The 21,907-nt window shown below is 71.0% G+C and carries 18 protein-coding genes; 11 read left to right on the top strand and 7 right to left on the bottom strand.

What is annotated here, in order from left to right; genetic code table 11:
• Positions 1 to 5: 5 nt before the first annotated feature.
• Entirely contained in the window at positions 6 to 1,451 is a 1,446-nt protein-coding gene (locus tag EO776_RS01405) for an MATE family efflux transporter (protein WP_094552507.1), read from the top strand.
• Positions 1,452 to 1,478: 27 nt separating this feature from the next.
• On the opposite strand, the gene EO776_RS01410 is transcribed toward EO776_RS01405, so the two are convergent.
• Both EO776_RS01410 and EO776_RS01415 read right to left on the bottom strand, forming a co-directional pair.
• Positions 1,479 to 1,790 (bottom strand): hypothetical protein, encoded by a 312-nt coding sequence (locus EO776_RS01410; RefSeq protein WP_049931849.1) that lies wholly within the window; start codon positions 1,788 to 1,790, stop codon positions 1,479 to 1,481.
• A 51-nt stretch (positions 1,791 to 1,841) separates the two neighbouring features.
• Entirely contained in the window at positions 1,842 to 3,413 is a 1,572-nt protein-coding gene (locus EO776_RS01415; protein ID WP_176450653.1) for an alpha-isopropylmalate synthase regulatory domain-containing protein, read from the bottom strand.
• A 339-nt stretch (positions 3,414 to 3,752) separates the two neighbouring features.
• Here EO776_RS01415 and EO776_RS01420 point away from each other — a divergent pair, with 339 nt between their 5' ends.
• Entirely contained in the window at positions 3,753 to 4,241 is a 489-nt protein-coding gene (locus EO776_RS01420; RefSeq protein WP_094579805.1) for a cupin domain-containing protein, read from the top strand.
• Between the two features lie 40 nt (positions 4,242 to 4,281).
• Here the strand turns inward: EO776_RS01420 and EO776_RS01425 are convergent, their stop codons facing one another.
• A complete protein-coding gene (locus EO776_RS01425) occupies positions 4,282 to 4,977 on the bottom strand; it encodes a CRISPR-associated protein Cas4 (protein WP_094521106.1) in 696 nt (231 codons plus the stop codon).
• A 306-nt stretch (positions 4,978 to 5,283) separates the two neighbouring features.
• Positions 5,284 to 5,958, bottom strand: a complete 675-nt coding sequence (locus EO776_RS01430) for a hypothetical protein (RefSeq protein WP_094521105.1) — start codon at positions 5,956 to 5,958, stop codon at positions 5,284 to 5,286.
• Positions 5,959 to 6,289: 331 nt separating this feature from the next.
• Between EO776_RS01430 and EO776_RS01435 the strand changes: the two genes are divergently transcribed.
• Genes EO776_RS01435 through EO776_RS01455 form a run of 5 tightly spaced genes read left to right on the top strand, consistent with a single transcriptional unit; the run spans position 6,290 to position 12,654 of the window.
• Positions 6,290 to 6,952 (top strand): DUF1028 domain-containing protein, encoded by a 663-nt coding sequence (locus EO776_RS01435; protein WP_394338210.1) that lies wholly within the window; start codon positions 6,290 to 6,292, stop codon positions 6,950 to 6,952.
• 24 nt (positions 6,953 to 6,976) lie between these two features.
• The gene (locus EO776_RS01440) at positions 6,977 to 8,635 is read left to right on the top strand and encodes an ABC transporter substrate-binding protein (protein ID WP_246041459.1); all 1,659 of its coding nucleotides are present in this window, start codon (positions 6,977 to 6,979) and stop codon (positions 8,633 to 8,635) included.
• A complete protein-coding gene (locus tag EO776_RS01445) occupies positions 8,632 to 9,609 on the top strand; it encodes an ABC transporter permease (RefSeq protein WP_094579806.1) in 978 nt (325 codons plus the stop codon). Before EO776_RS01440 ends, EO776_RS01445 begins: the two co-directional genes overlap by 4 nt.
• A complete protein-coding gene (locus tag EO776_RS01450; RefSeq protein ID WP_094521101.1) occupies positions 9,609 to 10,517 on the top strand; it encodes an ABC transporter permease in 909 nt (302 codons plus the stop codon). The genes EO776_RS01445 and EO776_RS01450 overlap by 1 nt, the downstream gene beginning before the upstream one ends.
• On the top strand, positions 10,507 to 12,654 hold the full coding sequence (locus EO776_RS01455; RefSeq protein ID WP_094521100.1) for an ABC transporter ATP-binding protein: 2,148 nt from the start codon (positions 10,507 to 10,509) through the stop codon (positions 12,652 to 12,654). The genes EO776_RS01450 and EO776_RS01455 overlap by 11 nt, the downstream gene beginning before the upstream one ends.
• Positions 12,655 to 12,711: 57 nt before the next feature.
• Here the strand turns inward: EO776_RS01455 and EO776_RS01460 are convergent, their stop codons facing one another.
• Genes EO776_RS01460 through EO776_RS19570 form a run of 3 tightly spaced genes read right to left on the bottom strand, consistent with a single transcriptional unit; the run spans position 12,712 to position 17,296 of the window.
• Entirely contained in the window at positions 12,712 to 14,748 is a 2,037-nt protein-coding gene (locus tag EO776_RS01460; protein WP_094521099.1) for a type II secretion system F family protein, read from the bottom strand.
• Complete coding sequence (locus tag EO776_RS01465) at positions 14,745 to 17,171, bottom strand: type II/IV secretion system ATPase subunit (RefSeq protein ID WP_094579807.1); 2,427 nt, start codon at positions 17,169 to 17,171, stop codon at positions 14,745 to 14,747. Before EO776_RS01465 ends, EO776_RS01460 begins: the two co-directional genes overlap by 4 nt.
• Positions 17,168 to 17,296, bottom strand: a complete 129-nt coding sequence (locus EO776_RS19570; RefSeq protein WP_254921744.1) for a hypothetical protein — start codon at positions 17,294 to 17,296, stop codon at positions 17,168 to 17,170. The genes EO776_RS01465 and EO776_RS19570 overlap by 4 nt, the downstream gene beginning before the upstream one ends.
• A 216-nt stretch (positions 17,297 to 17,512) precedes the next feature.
• On the opposite strand from EO776_RS19570, the gene EO776_RS01470 reads away from it, so the two are divergent.
• The 4 genes from EO776_RS01470 (at position 17,513) to EO776_RS01485 (ending at position 21,834) form a co-directional block, all read left to right on the top strand.
• A complete protein-coding gene (locus EO776_RS01470) occupies positions 17,513 to 18,598 on the top strand; it encodes a sulfite exporter TauE/SafE family protein (RefSeq protein ID WP_086216994.1) in 1,086 nt (361 codons plus the stop codon).
• A gap of 92 nt (positions 18,599 to 18,690) precedes the next feature.
• Positions 18,691 to 19,695 (top strand): alcohol dehydrogenase, encoded by a 1,005-nt coding sequence (locus EO776_RS01475; protein WP_129452533.1) that lies wholly within the window; start codon positions 18,691 to 18,693, stop codon positions 19,693 to 19,695.
• A gap of 127 nt (positions 19,696 to 19,822) precedes the next feature.
• Complete coding sequence (locus EO776_RS01480) at positions 19,823 to 20,809, top strand: S49 family peptidase (RefSeq protein WP_049931860.1); 987 nt, start codon at positions 19,823 to 19,825, stop codon at positions 20,807 to 20,809.
• Positions 20,806 to 21,834, top strand: a complete 1,029-nt coding sequence (locus tag EO776_RS01485) for a DUF4350 domain-containing protein (protein ID WP_094520292.1) — start codon at positions 20,806 to 20,808, stop codon at positions 21,832 to 21,834. Before EO776_RS01480 ends, EO776_RS01485 begins: the two co-directional genes overlap by 4 nt.
• Positions 21,835 to 21,907: the final 73 nt, after the last annotated feature.

Raw genomic sequence — 21,907 nt, forward strand, 5'->3', positions numbered from 1 at the left:
GACGCATGGACCTCCCGCGGCTGCGGCGCGTCTGGAAGCGCGTGTTCTCGCTCGCGTGGCCCGTGATGGCCGAGCAGACGTTCCGCACCGCGATGCGGACGACCGACATCCTGGTCACCGCGCTGTTCTCCCCGGCCGCCGTCGTCGCGATCGGCCTCGCCGACCTGTACGCCCGGTTCCCGCTGCGGATCGGGCTCGGCCTCGGCGGCGGCGCCATCGCGCTCTCCTCGCAGGACACCGGCGCGGGCGCCGCTGAGAACCGCGACGAGGCGGTGACGCAGGCGATCGTACTCGGCGCGCTCGCCGGGATTCCGTTCGTCCTCTTCGGGGTCCTCTTCGGCGAGCTCGCGATCGACGTGTTCGGCCGTCTGGTCGGCGAGGGGACCTCGCCCGCGGTCGTCGACCTCGGGTCGACGTACCTCGCGATCGTGTTCGCGACCGCCCCCGCGCGCCACGTCGCCCTCGTCGGCGCCCGCGCGCTCCAAGGAACCGGCGACACCCGCACGCCGATGTACGTCAACATCGCCGCCAACTCCGTCAACATCGCCGGTTCCGTCGTCCTCGGTCTCGGCCTGTTCGGCTTCCCGCGGCTGGAGGTGTTCGGCGTCGGTCTCGCGACCGCGACCGCGAACGTACTCACTGCCGGGCTGCTCTGTTTCGCCATCTGGGGGTCGTGGACCGACGCCGACTTCGCGTGGCCGCGCGACCTCACCATCGCGAAGCAGCTCCTCGTGGTGAGCGCCCCGCGCGTGCTGGAGGGGTTCGGCTCGGAGATCGCCGAGTTCCCGTTCAACGCGCTCCTCCTCGGCTTCGGCGAGTCGGTCAACGCCGGCTTCCAGATCGGTCGCCGGGTCTACCAGCAGGTGACCGGCCCGCTCTCGCGCGGCTACAACGTCGCGGCGTCGGTCCTCGTCGGCCAGGCGCTCGGCGAGGGCGACCCGGCGGGCGCGCGGTTCGACGGCTGGGCCGTCGCCGGGCTCGGCGTGCTCACGGTCGGAACGATCGGGCTCGGGCTCGTGATCGGCGCGCCGCGGATCGTGCCGATCTTCACCGACGACGCGGCGACGGTCGCGTCCGCGGTCGACTTCGCGCGGGTGTACGGGCTCGCCGGCGCGGCCCTCGCCTGCTTCTCCGCGCTCTCCGGGTCGCTCCAGGGCGCGAGCGAGACCCGGATCCCGCTCGTCGCGCGCGTCTCGGCGATGTTCGGGCTCTTCCTCGGGCTCTCGTGGCTGCTCGGACGCACCGTCGGGCTCGGCCCCACGGGCGCGTACGTCGGCGTGTCCGCGGCCTACGCGTGGATGGCGCTCGTCGTCATCGCCGGCTTCCGCTACTCGGGTTGGGCGACCCGCGCCGCGGACATGATGGACGCGCGCGGGTCCGGCCCGGACGCCGACCCCGACCCGCAATCGGGCGCCGAATCGGACCCCACGCCGGGCGAAAAATCGTCGTAGCCGCCGCGGTCGCCTCCAAACCCGCTCTTACGGCTCGCCGCCGAGCGACTCCTGCTCCGACCCCGCGTCGCCCCTGAGCCGGCGGCGTCGCTTGTCGTAGGCGGCCTCCAGTTTCGCGTTCGTCGCCCGCGAGACGAGGTAACAGTCGGCGTCGCCGTCGTCGCGGGGGTGCGCGCTCGCGACCCAGACGTGGCCGTCGCCGGCCGACAGGTCGTCCGCCCAGCGCTCGGCGGCCGCGCGGCTCTCGAAGGTGTGGCTGGGACCGTCCTCGAAGACGAGCCGTCCCACCTTCGCGTTCCGCTTGCGGGCCGAGGGTTTGATCGCGACGACGACGCTCACACCCGACGATCGACCGCCCTCGAATAAAAACTTCGTCAGACGCCGGCGCGCTCAGTCGTCGGCGACGGCGCTCGGGTCGGCGCCCGCCGCGTCCGCCTCCGCCGCGAGCAGCCGGTCGAGCCCGTCGACCATCCCGACGACGCTCGCGCGGGTGATGTCCGCGTCCGACGCCGAGACGCTCACGGAGCGGTCGCCCCGCGAGAGGTCGACCTCGACTGTGACGACCGCGTCGGTGCCGCCCGTGATCGCGTCGACGTGGTAGGAGTCGAGCTCGAAGGCGACGTCCGCCTCGGCGCCCGCGTCCCCGCCGCGCCCGCCGTCGTCGCCCGCGAGCGCCGCGCGGACCGCTTCGAGGCCGGCGTCGACGGGACCCGCGCCGGTGCCGGAGGCGACGCGCTCGTCCTCGCCGACTCGGAGCCGCACCGAGGCGGTCGGGAGGTTCCCGCCGGAGGTCGCCGAGAGGTCGACGAGCTCCACGTGGCGCTCGCGTTCGCGCCCGCGCACGTCGTCGGCGATCGCGAGCAGGTCGGCGTCGGTGACCCGCTTGCCGCGCTCGCCGAGCTCCTTGACGCGGGCGACGACCTCACGCAGCTCGCCGTCGTCGACCGCCACGTCGTGCTCGGCGAGCGCCGCCTTCACCCCCGCGCGCCCGGCGTGCTTCCCGAGGACGAGCCGGCGCTCCCGGCCGACGGTCTCGGGCGGGTACGGCTCGTACATCGTCCCGTCTTTCAACGTGCCGTCCGTGTGGATTCCCGACTCGTGGGCGAAGGCGTTCGCGCCGCAGACGGCCTTGTTCGGGGGGAGCGCGACGCCGGTCGCCTCTGAAACGGCCCGGCAGAGCCGATAGAGCCGAGATAGCTCGACCGTGTCGACGTCGTACGACTCCCCGAGCGCGATGGCGACCTCCTCGAGCGCGACGTTGCCGGCGCGCTCGCCGACCCCGAGGACGGTGCCGTGGACGGTGTCGGCGCCGGCCTTCAGCCCCGCGTGGACGTTCGTCAGTCCGAACCCGAGGTCGTCGTGGGTGTGGAGGCTCGTCGGGCCGAGGTCGGCGAGCCGCGAGACGACGCGGGCGGTCCGTTCGGGGTCGGCCGCGCCGACCGTGTCGCAGTAGCAGATCCGGTCCGCGCCGGCGTCGAGCCCGGCGCCGAGCAGGCGTTCGAGGTAGTCGAGGTCGGCGCGCGAGCCGTCCTCGCCGAGGACCTCGACCCACAGACCGTGATCCGTCGCGTACTCGACGAGTTCGACGGTCGTCTCGACGACCTCGTCGCGGGTCGACCCCACCTTCGTCTCGACGTGCTTGTCGGAGGCGGGGACGACGAGGTTCACCCCGTCGACGCCGCAGTCGAGCGCGTGGTCCACGTCGGCCCGTACCCCGCGGGCAAAGCTCGTCACGGTCGCGTCGACTCCCTCGTCGGCGACGCGGCTGATCGCCTCGCGCTCGCCCGCCGAGGTACACGCCGAGCCGGCCTCGATCAGGTGGACGCCCGCGGCGTCGAGCTCGCGGGCCACGTCGACCTTCTCGCCGGGGGTCATCGAGACGCCCGGCATCTGTTCGCCGTCGCGCAGGGTGGTGTCGAGTAGCTGTACCTCGTCGAGGTCGGTGAGTGGTGTTCGGGTCAAAAGGGAGTCCGTCGGCTCTGCGGTGGTCTCGGGGTCGGTGCCGCCGCGGGGCGGTCGTGCCCCGGAGTCGTTATCGTCGGAGAATTTCGCGGCCAGCCGCCGCGAGGCGACTTCCTCTATCCTCCGAACGATCGCGAGTGTCTCGCGTCATTCGTACCCGTGCGAACAATGTACACACGTATAAACTGCTGGGTCGCGTCAGGTTTGGCCGAGCGATCCTCGCCGTGACCCGGGGTATCGCTGAGGGATCCTCGGCGCGGGTCGGCGAGAGCGTCACACGCCGGCGGTTTCACACGCGGCCGGCGACAGGATTACGACCCGCCCCCGAGAGCGACGCCCATGGAGCGAGCCGCGATCGACGACGTCGACGTCGTCACGAACCCGATGGGCGTTCACGACATCCGAAAGCCGGTCTCGCGCGCGCTCGGCGCCGACCACGTCGCGATGAACTACTTCGAGCTCGCGCCCGGCGACGCCTTTTCCGGCGGCCTCCACACTCACGGCGATCAGGAGGAGATATTCTACGTGCGCTCGGGCACCGCCACGTTCGAGGTCGGGCGCGAGCGCGAGCGCGTCGAGGTCGGCCCCGACGAGGCGATCCGCTTCGCGCCCGGCGAGTTCCAGTCGGGCTTCGTCCCCGAGGACGCCGACGAGGAGGTGATCGCGTGGGCGATCGGCGCGCCGGGCGCGCGCCACGACTGGGACCAGGTCGAGTCGATCGTCGAGTGTCGTGACTGCGGCGAAGAACGGGTCCACGACACCGAACTCACCGACGAGGGCCGGTTCCGGTTCACCTGTACCGAGTGCGGCACGTCGTTTTCGCCGTGAGGATCGTTTGCGGCGCTCGGTGACCGCCGCCCGCGCCGCCTCAGCCCAGCAGCGACCGGAGCGACCGCCGCCGCGTGCCGCACTCGGCGGCGTAGTCGCAGGTCGAACAGCGGCCGTCGTCGACGCGCGGCGGGGGCCCGTCGATCGACCGCGCCGCGCGGAGCGCCTCGCGATACGCCGCCTTCTTCCGGAGCGTGAGCCGGACCTCGCGGGCGACGCCGACGGCGGGGTACTCGACGAGCGCGCGGTCGACCTCCCGCTCGCGCTCCCACGCGAGCGCCTTCGCGAGCCCGACCGCGCGGACCGCCTGCGGCTCCCACACGCCGTTCTCCGGCGGCTCGCCCGAGGAGACGAGCGTCGGCACGGGCGGCGGCGACGGCTCGGAGCCGCCGGAATCGGTCGGCCCGCCGCCCGGTTCCAGCAGCTTGTGAACGGTGCCGTGGCAGTCCTTCCCCGAGAGGAACCCGCGCTCGCTCGCGGGGTCGACGAGGGCGTCGTAGTCGTCGCGCTCGCGCAGCCGGGACAGGTTCCGACGGTAGGCGGCTGGCGACCGGTGGAGCGGAAGCTGCCGCAACGCGCGGTCCGGGGCGTCGACCAGTTCGTCGTACCGGAAGGCGAGGTCGATGCGCTCGCGCGCCTTTGGCGGGACGGTCCGCTCGTCGTCGCGTCGGACGTAGTACAGCTGTCGGGGGCAGTACGCCGCGCGGGCCAGGTCGCTGAACGGGACGAGGGTCACGCGACGGGCTGGCCGCGGCTTCAGTTATAAATAGAACTGCGGTGGCGCGTGCCTGCGAGGCCGCCTCGCGGCCGAGTAGCACGCGCGAGGGAGTCGGCCGACCGCAGAGAGGCCAACGAGGCTGGGGAGGCGTGAGGCGCGGTTGCGGTTCGGGGCGGGACTCAAAGGGGCAGCCGGGAGCCGGGCGCAGGCGAAGTAAGGACCGCAAGGAGCGAGCGAAGCGAGCGACTGAGGACCGCAGCGAGCGTGCGCCCGGCTCCCGGCTGGGGCTTTGGCGGCGTTCACCGGCGATCCACAGCTGATTGCCTATAAAGAAACGTCCGTCTCGATATCCTCGGTCGCCTCGCGGAGGCCGTCCTCGCGGGCGTCGCTCGCGAGCGATCCCTCGATGTCGGCGTCGGTGAGCAGGTCGCGGAACGCGTCGCGGAAGCGGTCGTTCGCCCGGGTGGAGGCGATGTCCGTCCGCGCGACGGCGGCGTACCGGGCGATCACGTCCGGCGGGGCGTCCAACTCCTCGGCGCACTCGACGATGGAGTTCCCGGCCGCGGTGAGGCGCTTCAGGTCGGCGTACGCGAAGGGCGGGCCGGCGGCGCCCGTCTCCTCACTCGTATGCACTTCCCGGTCCGACTCGCGCACGAGGTGGAGGTCGAGGCGCGCTTTCCGGACGGTCGCGGCGTCGATGTCGTCGGGACCGAATTCGTCGCCTCCGCCCTCCAGTCCGTCGCGCAGGGCCGCGGCGATCGCTTCGTCGCTCTCCTCGAAGCGTCCGCGTGCGACCAGCGCGTAGGCGTCGTCGCCGAGCGGCGTCGAGAAGCCGTACCGCTCGCGCATCGCGGCGACGAGGTCGCGGACCTCCTCGTCGGCCGCCTCGTCGTCGCGGTCGACGAGGGTCCCGCGGTCCGCGTCCTGCCGCTCGGTGACCGTCTCCGAGCCGGTGGCGTCGACGAACAGGTCGCGGAGTTCGGCGGTCTTCTCGTCCATGGGGGCGGTGCTACGCGGGCACGGCTGAAAAGACTCGTGTTGGGTTCGGGCGGCAACGCGGAGCCGCACGGCGCCCGCCGACGCCGCGACGTTCTGAAGTGGCGATTCGAGAGCGTATTCCTTCAGAATGTTGAAAAATAAATGCCCGGGCGCAGTAAGTGGAATTTTCTCCCATAAGCGGGCTTTTTCTCTCAAACAATAAGATTTAATAGAGGTCTTGTTATGTATTACCACGACTGTGCCTAGCAACACAACTGGTAACACGAATCACTTTACTACAGGCACGGACGATCCGTCACCCGCCGAACGGTTCGCTCCCGGTACGTTCTCGATAGCCGGACGCGACCCCGACACCGGAGCGTTCGGCGTCGCGGTCAGCACGGCGCTCGTGGGCGTCGGCGCGCTGTGTCCGTTCGTGAGCGAAAACGCGGCGGTCGCGACCCAATCCTACGTGAAGGTATCGCACGGCCGAAACGCGGTCGAGCTCGCCGACAGGGGCGTCTCAGTGTCCACCGCCTGCGAGACGCTGCTCGAAGACGACCCCCACGACACGTACCGTCAGCTCCACGGGGTGACCGCGGACGACTCGTTCCGGTACACCGGTGCGGACTGCGTCGACTGGGCGGGTGACACCGCCGGGGATGACTACACGGTCGCCGGTAACATGCTCGACGGCGCCGACGTTGTCGAGGAGGTGCGCCGCGGCTACGCGGACGCGGACGGCGAGTTCGCGGACCGGCTCATCGCCGCGCTCGAAGCCGGACAGGCGGCCGGCGGCGACAAGCGCGGCAAGATCAGCGCGGCGCTGCTCGTCGCGGCCCCGGAGCCGAAGCTGTATCACAACCTCCGGGTGGACAACAGCGACGCGCCGATCGACGAGCTCCGCGAGGCGTACGACCTCGCCGTCGAGACGGAGGCGGAACTCCCGGCGGTCGCCGAGGATCAGCTCGGGGAGTACCCCGACGCGATCGTCGACTTCGGACTGAAACGCTAGCAACTACCACTCACGCACACAACAATGCGCGATAACGCTGCGGACACGAACGATAGTATTGACAGGCGACGGTTCCTCGTCGCGACGGGAATGGCGGGCGTCGGAACGACGCTCGCGGGCTGTGCCTCCGGCGGCGACGGCTCCGACGGCTCGGGCGGAGACGGCGGCGACGGCTCCGACGACGCCCCGATCGGACCGACGGGCGAGCCGGAGGAGGGCGGCACGCTCGTCTGGGGCCACAGCGAGGTGACCCAGGAACTCGACATCCACCTCGCACAGACGGCCGCCTCGTCGCGGTTCCTAAACAACGTTCACGAGACGCTGGTCGGCCTGACGAACGAGCTGGAGATCTCCTCCGATCCCGATATCACCCGCCCGGGCCTCGCGTCCGACTGGTCGATCAACGACGACCGGACGGAGTACACGTTCACGCTCCGCGACGGCGTGACGTTCCACGACGGGTCGGATCTGACCAGCAGCGACGTGCGGTACACGATCGAGCGGATCACGGACCCGGACGTCGGCGCGCGGTACAGCGGCGTGTTCACGTCGGTCGAGTCGGTCGAGACGCCCGACGACTCGACGGTCGTGCTCCAGATGAGCGAGCGGTACAATCCGCTCCTCCGACAGCTGGCGTTCTCCGGGACGGCGATCATCCCGGAGGGATCCGGTCCGGACCAGGCCTCGAACCCGGTCGGAACCGGCCCGTTCGTGTTCGAATCTCGTCAGCAGGGTAACCGGGCCGAGCTGTCGGCGTTCGACGACTACTGGGGAGAGGGCCCGTACGTCGACGCGCTCGAAGAGCGGACGATGACGGACCCCGACACCCGGCTCACCGGGCTGACGGACGGGGATCTCGACTACATCAACGACATTCCGCTCGACGACATGACCGACTACGTGGACGGCGCGAATGACAACGTCCAGACGTCCACGTGGCGACCGCTGGCGTTCAACCACATGTACCTTCACAACGACCGCCCGCCGTTCGACAGCGTCAACTGGCGCCGGGCGATCGACTTCGCGATCGACAAACAGGAGCTGGTGGAGGGGGCCCTCTTCGGGCAGGGCACGACACTCGCGACCCCGAGCTTCCCGAACAGCCCGTACCGAAACGGGGAACTCGAACCTCGACCGCAGGACATCGAGCAGGCGCGGTCGCTCATCGAGGAGTCGGAGTACGGGATGAACGAGTTCGCACCGATCGAGTTCAAGGTGACCACGAACTACCCGTGGCACATCACCGCCGCGACCATCATGGAACAGTCCTTCTCGGAACTCGGCTTGGAGGTCGAGATCCAGGAGCTCCAGTGGGGCGACTGGCTGACGCAGGTCACCGCGAACATGGACTACCGGATGGCGATGGTCAACTGGTTCGGAGGGTGGGAGCCCGCCCAGATGTACCGTGGCCTGTTCCACTCGGAGGGATCGTTCAATTCCTTCGCGTACGCCAGCGACGACTTCGACACCGCCATCGAGAACGCCGAGAGCGCCCCGACGGAGGAGGAGGAAGTAGAGTACTACCGCGAGGCGCAGCGTGTACTTCACGAAGAGGTGCCGTCGCCGATGCTATGGTTCCGCGACGGCGCGATGGGTGCGAAACCCTCTGTCGGCGCCCTCGACACGGTGCTGGCACCGAACAACAGCGAGGTGAACTTCAGCGCGACGTGGCTTGACGAATGAGGGAGGCCATCGACGCCGACTTCGTTCGCTACGCGGTCCGCCGGATAGGGCTGCTGCTCGTCTCGCTGCTGGGCGTGTCGATCGTCACCTTCGGCATCGTCAACGTGCTCCCCGGTGACGTCGCGCTGTTGATCTTGGGGAACCGGGCGAGCCCCGAGCGGCTGGAGGCGCTCCGACAGAGCCTCGGACTGAACCGTCCGATCTGGATTCGCTACATCGACTGGCTGACCGGCGTGCTGACCGGCGACATGGGCAACTCCCTCCGCTTCGGCGACCCCGTCGCCCGGCTGATCGTCCAGCGCCTCCCGGCGAGCGCGTTCCTCGCCGGCGCCGCGGTCACCATCGCGGTCACCGTTGCCATCCCGCTCGGCGTGATCGCCGGGCGCGCCCGGAACACCTGGAAAGACTTCACGACGAGCGTCGTCGCGTTCACCGGGATCAGTCTCCCGGACTTCTTCTGGGGGCTGGTGTTGATCTTGGTCTTCGCCGAGTTCTTCGCCGTGCTGCCGCCCTCCGGCTACGTGAACCCGGCCGTCGACCCGGTCGCCGGGATCAAACATGTGTTACTGCCGGCGATGTCGCTCGGCTTCGCGCTGATGGCGCACCTCACGCGGATGACGCGCTCCTCGCTTATCGAGGAGCTCAAGGCGGGGTACGTGAAGCTCGCGCAGTCGAAGGGAATTCCGGACCGCGACATCGTTTACCGCCACGCGCTGCGGAACGCGTTCCTCCCCGTGTTGACCGTGATCGGGCTCCAGATCGGCTTCCTGTTCAGCGGGATCGTCATCATCGAGCAGGTGTTCGCGTATCCCGGACTGGGCAGGCTCGCATTCCAGGCGCTGTTGAACCGCGACACCACGCTCATCCAGGGATCCGTGCTGACGATCGCGACGGTGTTCATGCTCAGTAACCTCGTCGTCGACCTCCTGTACGCGGTCTTGGACCCGCGCGTCCAGACCGGGGGTGGCGCCTGATGGCGACACAGAACGCGTCGCGGTGGTTGACCGACGCTCGTCGCCGGAAGATCGGCGAGCTGTTCGACAGGTACCGGTCGAACTCGAAGGCGGTCGCCGGGACGGCGCTGATCGGGCTACTGCTCGCGGTCGGCCTGCTCGGCCCGCTGTTCGTCTCCTTAGAACAGGCCAACGCCCTCAACGTCGCGAACCGCTTTCAGCCGCCGAGCCCCGCGCATCCGATGGGGACCGATCACCTCGGCCGGGACATCCTCCTCCGGATCGTTCTCGGGGCCCGAATCAGCCTGTACATCGGCGGGCTGAGCGTCGGTATCGCCACCGCGGCCGGCGTGCCGCTGGGCGCGGCCGCGGGGTACGTCGGCGGCAACGTCGACGACGCGATCATGCGGTCGATGGACGTGCTGATGAGCTTCCCGCCGATTCTGCTGGCGCTCACAGTCGTCGCCGTCCTCGGACCGTCGCTGACGAACGCGATGATCGCGATCGGGATCACGTACATCCCGTACTTCGCCAGGGTCACCCGCAGCGAGGTGGTCTCCGTCGTCGAGGAGGACTTCGTCGAGGCCGCGCGTGCGCTCGGCGAACGGGACAGCCGCGTCCTGTTCGCCGAGGTCCTACCGAACGCCGCCGCGCCGATCATCGTTCAGGCGTCTATCAGCCTCGCGTTCGCCATCCTCGCGGCCGCGGGACTCTCGTTCCTCGGACTCGGCGCCCAGCCGCCACAGCCGTCGTGGGGGCTGATGATCAGGCAGTCGAAACAGTACCTCACGCAGGCCCCGTGGATGGCTGTCTTCCCGGGGCTGGGGATCGCCACGACCGTCCTCGGGTTCAACCTCCTCGGTGACGGGATCCGCGACGTCCTCGATCCGACCGTGAGTACGGAGCTCGGAGCCGACCATGACGAGTGAGAAATCAGCACATCCACGACAGGTGTCGGCGCCAGCGGCGTCGGCGGAGGGAACAGAGACGAACGATCGGCTGTTGACGGTCGACGGCCTCTCGACCGTGTTCCGCACCGACGAGGGCGTCGTCAACGCGGTCGACGGCGTCGATTTCCACCTCGATCGCGGCGAGATACTCGGGCTTGTCGGCGAGAGCGGCGCGGGAAAGAGCGCGACCGCTCGCTCTGTCCTCCGCCTCATCGACGACCCGGGCGAGATCGTCGACGGGACCGTCGAGTTCGAGGGGACGGACGTCCTCTCGCTCTCGGCCGAGCGCCTCCGACAGTTCCGCGCCTCGAACACCGGGATGGTCTTCCAGGACCCGACCGCGACCCTCAACCCGACGATGACGGTCGGCCGACAGGTCGCGGAGGCGGTCGAAGCGGCGCGGGACCTCTCCCGCGGCGCCGCGCGTCAGGAGGCCGTCGACCTCCTCGACCGAGTCGGCATCCCCGACGCGGAGGCGCGGGCCAACGACTACCCTCACGAGTTCTCCGGCGGACAGAAGCAACGCGTCGTCGTCGCGATCGCGATCGCCTCCGAGCCGGACCTCCTCGTCGCGGACGAGCCGACGACGGCGCTCGACGTGACGATTCAGGCGCAGATCCTCGAACTGCTCGACGATCTCCGCGAAGACCTGGGGATGTCGATACTCTTCATCACCCATGACCTCGGCGTCGTCCGCGAGATCTGCGACCGCGTGGCGGTGATGTACGCCGGCAGCATCGTCGAGTCCGGTCCGGCGGAGCGGCTGTTCACCGATCCGCGCCACCCGTACACCAAGGGGCTACTCGCGAGTATCACGAGCGTCGACGACGCGATCGACCCGGACGACCGCAACCGGCTCGACGTGATCGAGGGACAGATGCCGGACCTGACCGGCTCTGCGACGGGGTGTAAGTACGCGGACCGATGCCCGGGCGCGACCGAGGAGTGTCGCCGGGCGCACCCCGACCTAGAGCCGGTCCCCGACGATCCGGAGCGGTCCGTCGCCTGCTACCGCCACGAGCACGTCGAGGAGATGGAGTACGACTACGAGCACGAGTCGGGCTCGCTGTCTTGGCAGACGGACCGGATCGACGACCGGAGCGACGGCGCGTCCGGGCCGGTGCTCGAGGCGCGGGGACTGACGAAGCACTTCGACACCAGCGGACTGCTCGGCCGTCTCCTCGGGGACCCGGAACCGGTGCGGGCCGTCGACGGCATCGACATCGAGATCGAGGCCGGATCGACGCTGGGCCTGGTCGGCGAGTCCGGGTGCGGCAAGTCGACGGCCGCCCGGACGCTGCTCCGTCTCATCGAGCCCACCGAGGGCTCGGTGACGTATCGCGAGAGCGACGTCACGGCGGCGGGATCGGACGAGCTTCGATCGCTGCGCCGCGACCTCCAGATCGTCTTCCAGGACCCGCAGTCGAGCCTGAACCCCCGACGGACGGTGCGGCAGATCGTCCGCCGGCCAATGGACCTCCACGACATCGACGACCAGGCCGAGCGCTCCGACCGGGTGGCCGAGCTGATCGACTCGGTCGGCCTCGACGAGTCGCACTTGGAGCGCTACCCGCACGAGCTGTCGGGCGGCCAGCAGCAGCGCGTGGGGATCGCGCGTGCGCTGGCGGTGAACCCGGAGGTACTCATCTTGGACGAGCCGGTCAGCGGGCTCGACGTTTCGGTTCAGGCGCAGATCCTGAACCTGCTGGCCGATCTCCAAGACGAGCTGGGACTCGTGTACCTGCTCATCAGTCACGACCTCTCCGTCGTCGAGTACGTCTGCGACCGCGTCGCGGTGATGTACCTCGGTGAGATCGTCGAACACGGCCCCACGGCCGAGGTGTTCGAGCCGCCGTACCACCCCTACACCGAGTCGCTGCTGTCCGCGATCCCCGGGCTGGACGACGGCGAGGACCGAATCTTCCTGGAGGGGAACGTGCCGGACCCCTCGAACGTGCCGTCCGGCTGTCGGTTCCACCCGCGCTGTCCGCGGAAGATCGGCGAGGTCTGCGAACGGGAGGACCCGACCGACCACGAGGTCGACGGCGAGACGATCGGCTGCCACCTCATGCGCGAGGAGTACGCCGACGAGGTCGACTGGAGTTCGCTCGACTGAGCCGGCTCCCCCCTTCCGTCTCCGGCAATGCGAGCCGAGGAACGGGTTCCCTCTCGATCACACCAGCCCGCCCACGGTGAAGACCACGTAGCAGCACGCCACCAGCGCCCCCGAATGGAGCAGCGCGGCGTAGCGCCCGCGCGCCGCGGTGCCGGCGAACCAGCCGGACGCGAGCACGGTCGCCTGCGTGACGACGTACAGCCGGAAGCGCTCCAGCTCGGGGTACACGCCCTCCGGCTCCGTCACGGCCTCCGAGGCGGCCGCGATCTCCGCGAGGCGCGCGGCGTCGACCACCTGCGTGTTCACGACCGCGACGACGCCGGCGACGAGGACCGCGGCGGCCCAGCCGACGGCGATGTACGGCTGCATCGACGAGCGGAGCGCGCGCTGCTCGCTGTACAGCCGCCCGACCTCGATCCGGAGCGTCTCGAAGACGGCGTCGGCGTCGCCGCCCGCGTCGAGCGCGCCCGTGACGAGCCCGAGCGTCCGCGCCGCCAGCGGCGTGTCGACGCGGTCGACGAACCGCTCGATCGCGGCCCCGCGGACGTCGACCGCGGCCGACCCCTCCGCGGAGCCGAACTCCACACCGGCCGCCTCCGCCGGCGCCGTCGTCGCCCGCAGCGCGAACGCGAGGTCGGCCACGTCGTCGTCGAGGACCCCGAGGTCGACGTCGCGCGCGACGGCCGCGACCGCCCCTTCGAGTGGGCGCCCCTGCGCGACGTGCCCGGAGACGGCGTGGACGAAGTCGGCCAGTTCGCGGTCCTTCGCGTCGTCGATGCGAGTGCGTCGCGCCGCAACCAGCCCGACCGGTACCGCGAAGCCGGCGTAGCCGACGAGGACGACGTTGACGAGCGTGTACCCCGCGAACGCGAGCCACGCCGCGAGCCCGACGGCGGGCGCCGCGGCGACGATCGCGGTGCTCGCGGGGTTACGTCCGGCGGTCGCGACGACCGCACGCGGACTCGCCGGGGCCTCGTACCTGACGCGTTGGCTCGGCGGGCGGAGCGTGCCGACCGCGACCGCGGCCGCGAGCCCGAACGCGACCAGGACTGCGACGGCGCCGTACAGCACTACCGCCCGCGTCGGCACCACGCCGACCGGCGTCTCGACCGGCGGGAGCAGCTCGGGGATCACGACCGACAGCGCGGTCGCGCCGATGACGAGGAGCGCCGGCAACACCAGCACCGCGACGAACAGCTCGGTGAGCAGTTCGAGGAACCGGCGGGCGCGCTTCCGGGCGCGGTCCTGCCGGTGCGAGAGCATGCGGCGCTCGGTCGCGAGGAACTCGGAGAGCGCCTCGTCGCCGGCCGCCGCGCGCTTCCGGAACTTCAGCAGGAACGGCGCGAGCAGCTCCCGCGAGGGCGTGTCCCGCGCCACGCGCCGGAGCCCCTCGTCGAGGCTGCCCGCGAGTCGGGCGGCGTTGAGCGCCTTCCGCAGCGAGGTGGCGGTGGCGCCGTACGCGTCGCCGTCGGCCGCCTTCCGGAGCATCGCCCGCGGCTCGTCGCTCCCGGAGGAGAGCAGTTCGAGGTACCGCACCGCCCCGGGGAGCGTGCGTTCGATGTCGGTCCGCCGCGTCGCGGCCACCCATCGGAGGCCGAGCCCGGCGGCCGCCACGGTCGCACGCTTCGCGAGGAGCGCGACGCCGAGGGCGACGAGCAGCGCGGCGTGGTCCGTCCGCAGCGGCCCGACCGAATCGGGCGTCGGCGCGGGCGCCGCTGCCGACCCCGCGGAGAGCAGCGCCGCGCCGAACCGCGCCTCGACCGCGGCCGCGACCGCGGGCGCGGCCCCCGTCGCGACGATCAGCGCCGGGAAGAAGGCGGCGACCGCGACGACCCACGAGCAGGCGTACGCCCGCGCGAGGTACGTCTCGAACCCGGTGTCGAGCGCGGTCCCGCGGTACCGCTTCCGGTCGGCGTCGTGCCGCCGGTCGCTCGCGTGGCGGGCGAACAGCGCGTAGCAGACGCGGCCGACGACCGCCAGCCGCCCGCCCGCCGCGAGGCCGTCGGTCGCGTCCGCGTCGTCCGCGCTCGTCCGACCGGCGCCTCTCCCGTCCGCGCTCGCCTCGACCGCCCCGCCTGCGCGTCGCCGGCTCACGGCCGCCCCTGCTCGGCGGGCCCGTCCCGTTCCTCGTCGCCGTCGCGGTCCATGGTCCGGGCGGCGCGCTCGACGGTCGCGGCCTCGTCGGTGCGCAGGTCGGCGAGGAACTCGAAGAGCGCGTCGAGGTCGTCGACGCCGTCGCGCACGAGGTACTCCACGTACCGCCGCTTCGACTCGAACTCGGCGGCGACCGCCTCGCGGTCGCGGTCGGTCCGGTTCGCGATCCGGTCGAAGACGCGGAACCGCGGGCCGCCGCGGCCGCCGTCCGACCCGCGGCCCGACCCGGTCGCGCTCGCCCCGGCGACCCCCTCGGCGGCGTCGCCACCCGGCGCGCCGGGGAACCGGAACGCCCCGCCCCCGTCCCGCCACGCCACCGTGTTGTACCGAAGGGGCTCGCCGCTCCCGTCGTCCGCGCCCGCCTCGACGGCGCCCGCGCCGCCGCGCTTCGGGTCGCCGGTCGGGCTCCGTTTCGCCTCCGAACCGAGGTCGTCGTACGCCGCCTCGGAGAGCGGTTCGATCGCCCGCGAGACGTACCGTTCGCCGTCGACCTGCCGGGGGAAGACGACGAGGTCGACCTCGCGGAGCAGGCGGGCGGGCAAGTCCCGCTCGCGCAGGCGGTTGACGAGCGCCTCCACGTCTTCGGCGTGGGTGGTGCCGACCACGCCGTGGCCCATGCTCAGGCTCTCCGCGAAGGTCTCGAAGCTCTCCGGCGTGTTGATCTCGGCGATCACCTCCACGTACGGGTTGAGGTAGTTGGCTTCAGTCATCAGCTCGGCCATCCCCACGGACTTGTAGGCGTCCTCGTGGTCGCGGGTGGTGAGCGAGACGCCCGTCTCGTGGGGGAGCCGGACCTCGCGGGACCCCTCGTCGACGGAGACCGGGCGGGCGTCGAACGGGATGAACGGCGCGTGCGCGTTCAGCAGCGTCGTCTTCCCGACGCCGGTCGGCCCCGCGAAGAGGACGACGCCGCGGTGTTCGTACAGCAGCCACAACAGCGTCACAAGCTCGACCGACAGCGTCCCCCGCTCGATCAGGTCGACCGGGGTGAGCGCGTCCGCGCGCTGCTTGCGGATCGAGACGTGCGGCCCGCCCTCGGAGATGACGGGCAGCGCCACCGCACACCGGATCGTCTGCGGCACGCCGTCGAGCTCGAGGTTCACCTTCGCCGAGGGCGTCGAGGCGTTCAGCTCCGTGCCGTCGCGGGCGGCGATCCCCGTGACCACGTCGACGAACGTCGTCTCGTCGTCGAACGCGAGGTTCGTCGGGATCCGAGAGCCGACCGCCGGGGCCTCGCCGTCACCCCGGCTCGCGGCGGCGGAACGGCCCGTCTCGTCCGCCGCGCCGGAGAGGACGGACGCGCGCGGGACGACCTTCACGCGCTCTCCGACCCGGTTCGCCTCCACGTCTTCGAGGTGCGGGTCGCGGATCGGGACCGTGAGGATCCCCTCGCCGACGAAGTCGCGCAGCACGTAGTACGCGAGGTCGTCGAGCCGGTCGCGGGCGAACCGCGAGTCGACGGGCGGCGCGACGAGCCCCCGGTCCGCGAGCGCCGACCTCGCCCGGTACGCGGCGGCGTCGAGCCACGCCCGGGTGTTGCGCGCGGTCAGCCGCCGCGAGAGGAAGCGGCGGGCGCGGGCGGCGACGAACGACTCCCGATCCTCGATCACGTCGCTGACGGTCGTCTCCCAGATCCGCGACTTACACTCCTCGATGAGCTCCTCGTCGCCGGGCAGAAGGTCCGGCTCTAGCACGGCGTACTTCGTCTCGAACGCGTCCGAGCCGAGCAGCCGCTCGCGGTAGAGGACCACCTCGACCGCGAGCCCGGCGAACTCGACGGCGTACTGCGCGAGCCGCTCGGCCGCCACGCGTTCGACGTAGTCGGCGTCGGCGTCGATCCCCGTCTCCAGCGGCGCGAACGTCTCGGTGTGGACGACAAGCTCGCGGTCGTCGCCCACGTCGGCCACCTCGATCCGGTCGTCCAAGGCGATCGGCGTGAGCGCGCCGAGCAGCCGGAACTCACGCAGCGCGTGGTAGTCGATCCGTCGACGCGCGGCGGCGCTCGCGTCCACCAACCGGTCGATCGCCTCCGCGTACTTCGGCTCGAACCCGGCCTCGGCGCGCTCGACGACCCCGACCCGGGTGAGCGGGCGACGGTGCCGCACCGCGGAGAAGCGGTCCCGGACGCGGTCGAGCGCGCGCTCGTCCCCGACCGACAGCGGCGGTTCGCGGGCGTCGTAGCCGAACCGCCCGCCGTCGCGCTCGCGGACAGTCGCCACCACGCCGGGGGCGGCCTCGTACTGCGCCCGGACGTCCGGGGCGTACCACGCCTCGGGGTCGTCCGGCGGCACCGGCGCGGGGACCGCACCGCTCGACCCCTCGTCGGGCTCGTCGACGATCCGGAGGGTCGCTCCGTCGCTCACCGCCCCGTCCTCCGGCTCCGCCGGTCCGCAGTCGTCGTCTCTCCGCTCATCGCGTCTATCGCGCGCGGCGGGCGCGTCGCCGTCCCCGAGACGCCGCGCGCCGCGGTCCCGAGATCCCGTGTCATCGTTCGATCCGCGGGTGATCTACGGGTCCGTTTAACCGTTTCTTTTCTGTCACTGTCCATTCATTTCACGCCGCGAAAACGTGCGCTCGTCCGGTCGGATATCGAAGGTGCGGTACCCGCTCCGACGCGCTCCGCGACGGTGACGATCGATCATCACTATCGTGACGTGTGAAAACGCATTTATTCGTCTCCCCGTAACCCGCGTTCCACGCCTCAATGAGCACGTCACTGTCGAGCGACGTTCAGCGCGCCTTTCTGCGCTATCAGCACGTCTTCGTCTTCCTCGCTCCCCTCGCTTTCGTCGGGGGCGTGTACGCCTTCGCGCCGACGCCCGCCGACGCCGGCGTCGGCTACTGGACCGAGTACTGGTGGCTGTTCGCGGTCTTCACCGCCGGCGCCACGATCGTCAACACCGTCGGGATCAGCGGGTCGGCGCTGTTCGTGCCGTTCCTCATCTTCGCCTTCCCGCTGGTCGCCTACCCGCTGGAGCCGACGACGCTGGTGAAGATCGGCCTCATCAGCGAGTCGTTCGGGCTGTCGAGTTCGTCGCTCGCGTTCATCCAGTACGGGCTCGTCGACCGCCGGCTCTCACTCTCGCTCGTGTTGGGCGGCGTCCCGTTCGTCGTCGGCGGGGCGCTCCTTTCGTTCGTGATCCCCGAACCGGTGTTCCACGCGCTGTTGGGGGTCGCGCTTCTGGCGGCCTCGTACCTGCTGTTCAAGGCCAACTTGGCCCACGGCGACCCCACCGAGAGCGGGGGCGACGAGGAGGTCGCGACCGACGGCGGCTCGTCACCGGATCTCCCCGACGACGACAACAAGCTCGGGCCGGCAGGCGTCGACACCGACGAGTCCGGCACCGTCACCCGGGTCGACCGCGACGGCGACGACTACACCTACTCCCGCGGCGGCTACCTCGAACGGTTCCTCAACTACAGCGTCGGCGGGGTGTTCCAGGGGCTCGCCGGCTTCGGGATCGGCGAGCTCGGGATCATCTCGATGCTCCGGACGCAGGTCCCGGTCCGCGTGGCGATCGGCACCAACCACATCGTCGTCGCGACGACTGCCGTCTTGGCGTCCGTCGTCCACGTGTTCGGCGGCGGACTGGTCGGCGGCCACACGATGGACCTGGCGACGACGCCGTGGAACATGGTCGTCTGGACGGTCCCGGCGACGACGCTCGGCGGGCAGATCGCCCCGTACGTCTCGACCGCGCTGGACACCGGGACGATCAAGGCGGGCGTGGGCGGCCTGTTCGCGGTCATCGCAGTCGCGCTGTTCGCGATGGCCGCCGGCGGGATCTGAGGGCTGACGCCCCCCGCCGCCGACCGGTCGTATCGCCGCCGGCGTCAGCTTCTTGATCGTCTCGACCGGAGCATGTTCCGATGACGGACACCATGCGTGCCGCGGTCGTGCCGGAGCCCGGAGCCGAGTTCGAACTCGTGGAGCGCGACGTGCCGGAACCGGACCCCGACGAGGTCCGGGTCGCCGTCGAGGCGTGCGGGATCTGCCGCAGCGACGAGTTCGTCGTCGAGGGCGGCTATCCCGGCGTGGACTACCCGCGCGTCCCCGGCCACGAGATCGCTGGGCGCGTCGACGCGGTCGGCGCCGATGTCGACGCGTGGGAGCCGGGCGAGCGCGTCGGCGCGGGGTGGCACGGCGGCCACTGTTTCACCTGCGAGCCGTGTCGCCGCGGGCAGTTCCTTCAGTGCGAGAATGCCGAGATCACCGGGCTCACGTTCGACGGCGGCTACGCCGAGTACGCCACCGTCCCCGCCGAGGCGCTGGCGGCGATCCCGGACGGCCTCGACGCTGTCGACGCCGCCCCGCTGCTTTGCGCCGGGATCACCACCTACAACGCCCTGCGTAACTCCGACGCCCGCGCCGGCGACCTCGTCGCCGTCGTCGGCGTCGGCGGGCTCGGTCACCTCGCGGTCCAGTACGCGCACGCCGCCGGCTACGAGACGGTCGCGATCTCGCGTACCCCCGAGAAGGAGCCGCTCGCGAGGGACCTCGGGGCCGACCACTTCGTGAACGCCGCGGAGTCGGACCCGGCCGCGCGGCTCTCGGAGCTGGGCGGCGCGAGCGTCGTCCTCACGACTGCCCCCGCGAGCGACGCCATCGAGTCGGTCGTGGGTGGGCTCGGGGTCGACGGTTCGGTGATCGTCGCCGGGATCCCCGGCGAGCCGGTGTCGGTCGACGCCCAGCAGCTGGTCGGGACGCGGGGCGCCGTCGAGGGGTGGGGCTCGGGGCACGCCCGCGACTCGCAGGACACGCTGGAGTTCAGCGCCCTGCGCGACATCGCGCCGGAGATCGAGACGTTCGCGCTCGACGATGTCGCCGCGGCGTACGACCGGATGGCCGACAACGAGGCGCGGTTCCGAGTCGTCTTGGAGCCGTAGGCGACGGGCGCGATCGCTTCCCGGCCTCGCGACGGGTTTGCCCACCCGTCTCGCCCCCGTCGCTCGCGGCGTCGTCGTCCCGGAGTCGTTGTTTTTATCATACAGTTGCCGATCGTATAAGACGGCGATGTCAGCAGACAAGCCCTCCACGGCCCTCACGTCGCGACAGCAGGTGGCTGTCGTCGTGCTGGCCGCGGCTCTGGTCGGCGCCGTGCTCGCTCCGAGCGTGTACGCGGCGACAAACGAACCGAGTGATACCGTCGCCGTCGTCGAGATAGAGGGGCCCGTCAACACGGCCCTCGCCGACGACGTTGAGAGCGAACTAGCGGACATCCGCGCCAACGAGTCCGTCGGCGCGGTCGTCCTCAAGCTGGACACGCCCGGCGGCGCGCCCGTCGCCTCCGAGCGGATGTACAAAGCGGTCCAGCGGACGAGCGATGACATGACCGTCATCGCGAGCGTCCAGTCGATCAGCGCCTCGGGCGGCTACTACGCGATGGCGCCTGCGGACGAGATCTACGTGCTCCCGACCTCGACGGTCGGCAGCATCGGCCTGAACGCTCCCGCGCCCCGAGCGTCGTCGACCGCGCTCGGACCGAGCGGCCCCGACAAGGCCGGAAGCAACCCGACGCAGGCGTGGGCCGAACAACAGACGCTCGCGGACACGTTCATCAACGCGATGATGGCCGAGCGTAGCGACGAGTTCGAGATGCCCCGCGAGGAGGTCGCGAAGGCCGACACCTACCTCGGTACCGAGGCCGTTCAGAACGGCTTCGCCGATGAGATCGGCTCGCTCAACGAGGCGATTCACGCGGCTGCGACCGAGGAGGAACTCGGCGAGTACACGGTCGACACCCGCGAGACCGGACAGGAGTTCGGCATCCCCTTCCTCGTCCGGACCGACACCGGGATCGTCGCGATCCACGCGAACGACCCCGGGTACGCCGACGTGAAGCCGATGCCCTCGACGTACGTGTACACGCCCGCCGTCCCGCACGTCGACACGATCGAGCGGTTCTCCGAGACCGACGTGCGGACCGGCGGCGCGGCCTCGACCGAGCGCGGGACGCCGGGGAACGAGACGGCGCGGCTCAGCGGAGGTGTTGGCGCGTGACCCGCGTCGCCCCCCTCGCGGCCGCGTTCGTCGTGACCCTCGCGGCGGTCACCGGCGGCGCCGCGATCGCCGGCTACGTGACCGCCGACGGCGCCGCGCCCGCACCGGCGATCCAGAACGACCACTACCAGAACCCAGACCTGATCGCGAACGACACGCCCGGGCAGGCGACGGTCGAGATGGACGCCTCGGCCGGCTCCCAGACCGTCCTCGTCGACCCCGGCGTCGAACCGGCCACCGCCCGTCCGGTGCTCCCCTTCAGCCTCATCGGGCTCGGCGGCGGCGGCGTCGCCGACCGGGACATCCGGCCGCTCGCGAACGCGCTCATCGAGAACGGTCACGAGGTGGGCGTGTACGTCCCCGATCCGGACCAGCAGCGACGGCCCGCGCGGCCCGGCGCCGAGGAGACGACCCAGCTCGGCGAGCGGCTCGCCGAGGCCGACGCGTTCGTGACGTTCCGGACCGACTACGAGCCGGACGAGATCGACGCGATCGAGTCGTTCGTCGAGTCCGGCGGTCACGTCGTGCTCGCCACCGAGCCCGACGCGGCGTACTCGCAGCCGGGCGCGGCGTCTCTCGACGCGACGCTCGACGTCACGACCGAGAGTGGGTACGTGTACAACATGGAAGAGAACGACCTGAACTACCAGCGCGTGTACGCCGAGGCGACCGGCGACGCGTCGCTGACCGAGGGCGTCGACCGCGCGGTGTTCCCGTCGGCGACGCCCGTCGGGACGCCGGCCGGCGGCGCCGACGTGCTGCGCCCGATCGAGGGCAGCGAGCTCTCGACGACGCGCGCGCCCACGGACGCGCCGCTGTTAGTCCGCAACGACGAGGTCGTCATGATCGGCGACAGCGACTTCCTGTCGCCGGACAACGCCAGGCGCGCCGACAACGACGCGCTGATCGGTAACCTCGCGGACTTCCTCGTGACGAACGACCGGACGCCGCCCGGCGACGGCGGATCCACGGGCCCGACGCAGCCGGGGCCCGGCCAGCCGCCGACGAACGGCACCGCTGGCTGATCGGTCGGTCGGTCCGCGCCCGAGCGACTTCCGTCACCCTCTCATTTTTGCCGCCCGCGCCGGAAGCGAACTG

The organism is Halorubrum ezzemoulense (genome assembly GCF_004126515.1).
Classification (GTDB): Archaea; Halobacteriota; Halobacteria; order Halobacteriales; family Haloferacaceae; genus Halorubrum; species Halorubrum ezzemoulense.